The 4169-nt window shown below is 71.9% G+C and carries 5 protein-coding genes; all 5 read left to right on the top strand.

What is annotated here, in order from left to right:
• A partial coding sequence (locus AC1DW3_RS30350; RefSeq protein WP_477937946.1) for a hypothetical protein occupies nt 1–413 on the top strand: 413 nt, incomplete at its 5' end.
• A 79-nt stretch (nt 414–492) separates the two neighbouring features.
• Entirely contained in the window at nt 493–1032 is a 540-nt protein-coding gene (locus AC1DW3_RS30345) for a DUF4123 domain-containing protein (protein ID WP_477937944.1), read from the top strand.
• Nucleotides 1033–1039: 7 nt separating this feature from the next.
• On the top strand, nt 1040–2809 hold the full coding sequence (locus tag AC1DW3_RS30340) for a hypothetical protein (RefSeq protein WP_477937942.1): 1770 nt from the start codon (nt 1040–1042) through the stop codon (nt 2807–2809).
• Complete coding sequence (locus AC1DW3_RS30335) at nt 2809–3627, top strand: hypothetical protein (RefSeq protein WP_477937940.1); 819 nt, start codon at nt 2809–2811, stop codon at nt 3625–3627. The genes AC1DW3_RS30340 and AC1DW3_RS30335 overlap by 1 nt, the downstream gene beginning before the upstream one ends.
• A 91-nt stretch (nt 3628–3718) precedes the next feature.
• The coding region (locus AC1DW3_RS30330; RefSeq protein WP_477937938.1) for an FHA domain-containing protein at nt 3719–4169 on the top strand (451 nt) is incomplete at its 3' end.

Genomic DNA, 4169 nt, shown 5'->3' with positions numbered 1-4169 from the left:
CGCTGAAGGTGGCAGCCGCGGCCGCCCTCGCCGGCGCTGCCGCAGCGGCCGGTGCCGCGGCCGGCGGCATGGCCGCGACCGCGATCCAGAAGGAACTCGACGACCCCAACAACGAGTTCGGCAACGCCCTGGATTCGGTGACGGAAGTCCTCGACGAAGGGACCAGCCAGGTCAGCTCGGTGGACTCGCCCCTCGAGGGCGCGCTCGACGTGGCCCACCAGTGGGTGGAGGAAGAGCTTCCCGGCGTCGTTGAGGATTACGCGGCTCAGGGCCTGGACGCCGCCAAGAAGGGCATGGATGTGGTCAAGACTGCGTCCGAGAATCTCAAAGACAAGAGCGTCACGGGCATCACGGAAGTGGACCAGGCGATCGAAATTGGCAAAGCTATTTCCGACAAACTGGACGACCTCTGACTCGCATGAGCCCCGCACGGCTGCCCGCAGGGGCTCATTCCCGCTCGGCGGGCCAGCGCATGGCGCCTAGGGTCAGCCCATGAGCGCGGCCTTCAGCCTTGCCCAACTCGAAGCCGCCCTGTGGGCAGCGGACGGCGCGCGCGTGCATGCAGTCATTGACGGCCGCGTGGTGCCCGACCTGCCGGCCCGGCTGGCGCAGGGCAAGGCCGACTGGGACTGCCTGCGTCGCGGCGCGCTGCCGGCCGCGCAGGCCGCCCAGGCCGCCTATATCGCCGAGCTGGCCCCCGACAGCGCGCTGCTGCGCTGGCTGATCGACGAAGCCACCACCGCTTTCACGGGTTGGGGCGTGTTGATGCGCTCCAACCGCCCGCTGCTGACCATGCGTGAACTCGCCCGCGACCTCGCCGAGGTGCGCCTGCCCAACGGCGACCGCCGGCCCTGGAGCTGGTGGGACCCGGAGCTGCTGGAGCTCTACCTGCCCAGTTGCAGCCACGACCAGCGCGACCGCGTCTTTGCGGCCGGCCAGTCGCTGGTGAGCATGACGCCCAAGGCCTGGGTCTGGTGGAGCCAGGCCGACGGCGTGCTGCAACGCGACGAACGCGCCGTCCAGCCGAACTGATGCCCTCATGCTGAACCTCACCGCACCGCAGCTGGAGTTGGTCGATCGCCTGCAGGCGACGCGCGACGCGGCCTCGCTCAACAAGGTGCTGGGCCAGGCCTGGCCGGCCGTGGCCGAACGCCTGCAGGACCGCTGGCCCGCTTTCGTGGAGACCGCCCTGCAGCGCGCCGTGCAACTCGGCCTGAAGCAGGCCGCCGAGCAGGCGCGCTATGCCAGCCTGTGCTGCCTGTGGGGCGCGGGCTTCGAGACCAAGGCCGGCTTCGAATGGGCTGCGGCCATCTGCGCCGACACGGCGCTGGGCCCCACCCTCGTGCTGCACCAGCTCAGCCAGCGCTCGCGCGCGGAACTGGTGCGGCGCCACGCCAAGGCCGGTACGGCCACGCAAGCCCTCTCGCCCGCGGCCTTCGACCAGGCCGTCGCCGCGGTCGAAGCCGGCTTGGGCACCGTGCTGCTGGGGCGCTCCATCTATCTCGACCTGCCGCTGCCACCGATTCCCCAGGCCTGCGACCTCGGCAGCGTCAGCTTCGCCGTGCTGGAGCCCAAGCCGCTGCAGGCCTACAGCGCCGTGGAAGAGCGCTGGGAGCGCGTCGACCTGCCGCCCTGGGTGCCCAAGCCGCAGACGCTGACCGCGCCACCGCGGGAGCCGCTGCTGCTGCCGGTACTGAGCCGCGCCGTGGGCGCCGGCGCCAGCGCCCGGCTGCAGCTCGTCGTGCAGCAACTGGCGTCCTGCGGTGCCAAGCGGCATCCTGAGGTCGTGCATCACAGTGCGGCCGGCCGGCTGCAATGGCATGGGCCGGACACCGCCAAGCTGAGCCTCACGCTGCACGCCCCCGCGACGCCGCCGCCCGACCCCAAGCTCGGACCGGCCGGTATCGCCCACGGCGAGCCGCCGGATGTGCAGCACGTGGCCCTGGGCAGTTGCGGCATCCGCGACGCGGGCGCGCCGCTGGGCAGCCTGGACATCGGCCTGCAGGTGCATGCCGCCACCCAGCGCCTTTTGCAGATCCGCCATGGCGCCCTGGCGGCCCAGTCCTGGCCCGATGCCGAGCTGACGCTGGCGCCGCCCTCCAAGACCGTCTGCCGGCTGGAACTCGACGGCGAGGAGCAGCCGACGCCCGTCTGGCTCAGCGGCTGGAAGGCCCTGCAGCCACAGACGCGCTCGGGGCTGGAGAAGCTGTTCAATGCCTGGGCCCGCCAGATGGCCGACACCACCGGGAAACTGGAAGGTGAAGCCGCCCCCCTGGTCGGCAAGGCCGCCCTGACCTGGGGCTGGCAGCACGCCGAAGACAGCGAAGGCGGCCCCATCGTCATGCGCACGCAAGGCACGATCAACTTCGCCGCGCTGATGCTCGACCTGCGCCTCTCCGGTGACATCGAGTGGGCCGGCAGCCGCGCCCGCGTCGACCTGCGCGCCCAGGGCCAGACCGAATGGCGCATGGCGCTGGACCAGCGCGGCGGCGAGGCGGCGGAGGGCCAAGGCTTGGCAGACGCCAGATGCGTGTGGCGCCACCCTTTCGCGCTGAGCGTCGACGCGATCGCCACCGGCGACCCGGCCCTGCTGTCGGCCGGTGCGCTGGACGAATCGCTGCGCGGCGCCGTGGTCGGCGAATGCGGCCTGCGCGCGCGGCCCGATGGCCGCGGCCATCAATGGTTCTACCGCCTCGCGATCGAACCCGTGAACGTCATGCTGTTGCGCAACAACCCCCAGGGCGGCACGCAGCGCCAGCGCCGCGAGCTGGTGCCAGCACTCACGCTGGTCGACTGGAGTGCCGGCTGATGGACCGCCTGATGTGCCTGCATGTGCAGACCAGCGGCGAGCCCGTCGAGGCGCTGGTCAACGGCGTGCCCGTGCTGAGCCTGCCGGCCGGTGCCGGCAGCCAGTCGGTCACCGTGCACGAATACCTGCAGAACGGCAGCAACCGCATCAGCCTCGCCGTCGCGCCGCCACCGGTCGCGCTGGCCGTCGCCGCGCCGAACGCGCCGGCCCAGCCGCGCCTGGCCTCGCGGGCGGCGCATGCGCGGGCCCGACTCGTGCTGCTGCGCCAGGGCAAGAGCCTGGCCGACGAAGCCGTGCGCGTGCTCGCCGAGGTGAACTGGGCGGTGGAGGAAGGCGCCAGCTTCGAGGCGCCGACGCTGCAGCACCAGGACCTGGAGCTGCCCGTCGCCTTCCCGCGCTGGCGCTGGCTGGACGCTCCCGTCCTCAACCCCAGCCCCCAGGACCGCCAGACCGTGCTCGCCACCTTGCAGCGCATCGCCTTCGACCTGTCGCGCGGCAACCCCGACAGCTTCCTCGCCGCCTGCCGGCTCAAGCTGGAGGAGGTGGATCAGGCCTACCAGCGCCCCGCCGGCCATGGCGCAGCCGCCTTGCGCGAGCAGGTGCAGGCGCTCTGGAAGGCCGGCGCGCTGGAAACGCTGCAGCCGCCCACCGTCGAGACGCTGCTGCCGCGCCTGGTGGCCGGCGGCCGGCTACTGGAATGCCTGAACCCCATGGGCGCCCCGGTCCTGGGCAGCCAGAACGACGATGTGACGCTTGGCAACATCGCCTGGCCCTTGCGGCTGACCTTGATCGAGGGCAAGGTCTATGTCCTCAGATGACCGGCGCCCAACGCGCCTTCCTCACGCTCTCGGCCAACACCCGTTTTGCAGGGGTCGCGGCCCGGGCATGGCGCCCTGAGAATCAGTCACCATGATTCGCCTCAACGTCACCACCTTCAACGGCCTGCCCGTGAGCCAGCCGCTGTCCGCCCAGTTCGACGAACTCGGCGGCGACATCGGCCGCGCGGACACCAACCAGCTGGTGCTCCCCGACCCCGAGCGCACGATCTCGCGCGTGCATGCCCGTGTGCTCTTCCGCGCCAGCAGCGGCTACGGCATCGTCGACCAGGGCAGCAACGCCATCAGCGTCAACGGCATCCAGCTCGGCAAAGGCCGCGAAGCCGCCATCAAGCCGGGCGACCACATCCAGATCGGCGGCTATGTACTGATCGTCGAGGCCGGCAGCGCCACGGGCGCCGCGGCCGACCCCTTCGCCGACTTCTTCGGCATGGCGCCGGCGGCTGCGGCGACCCAGCCCGGCGTCCGCCGCGACGCGGGGGCCGCCGACCCGCTGGGCCTGTTCGGCGGCACGGTGCCCAAGC

The sequence above is a fragment of the Roseateles sp. P2_H4 genome, from assembly GCF_056403315.1.
Note: the sequence above shows the minus strand (reverse complement) of the source record. Positions and strands in the feature narration are given on the sequence as shown.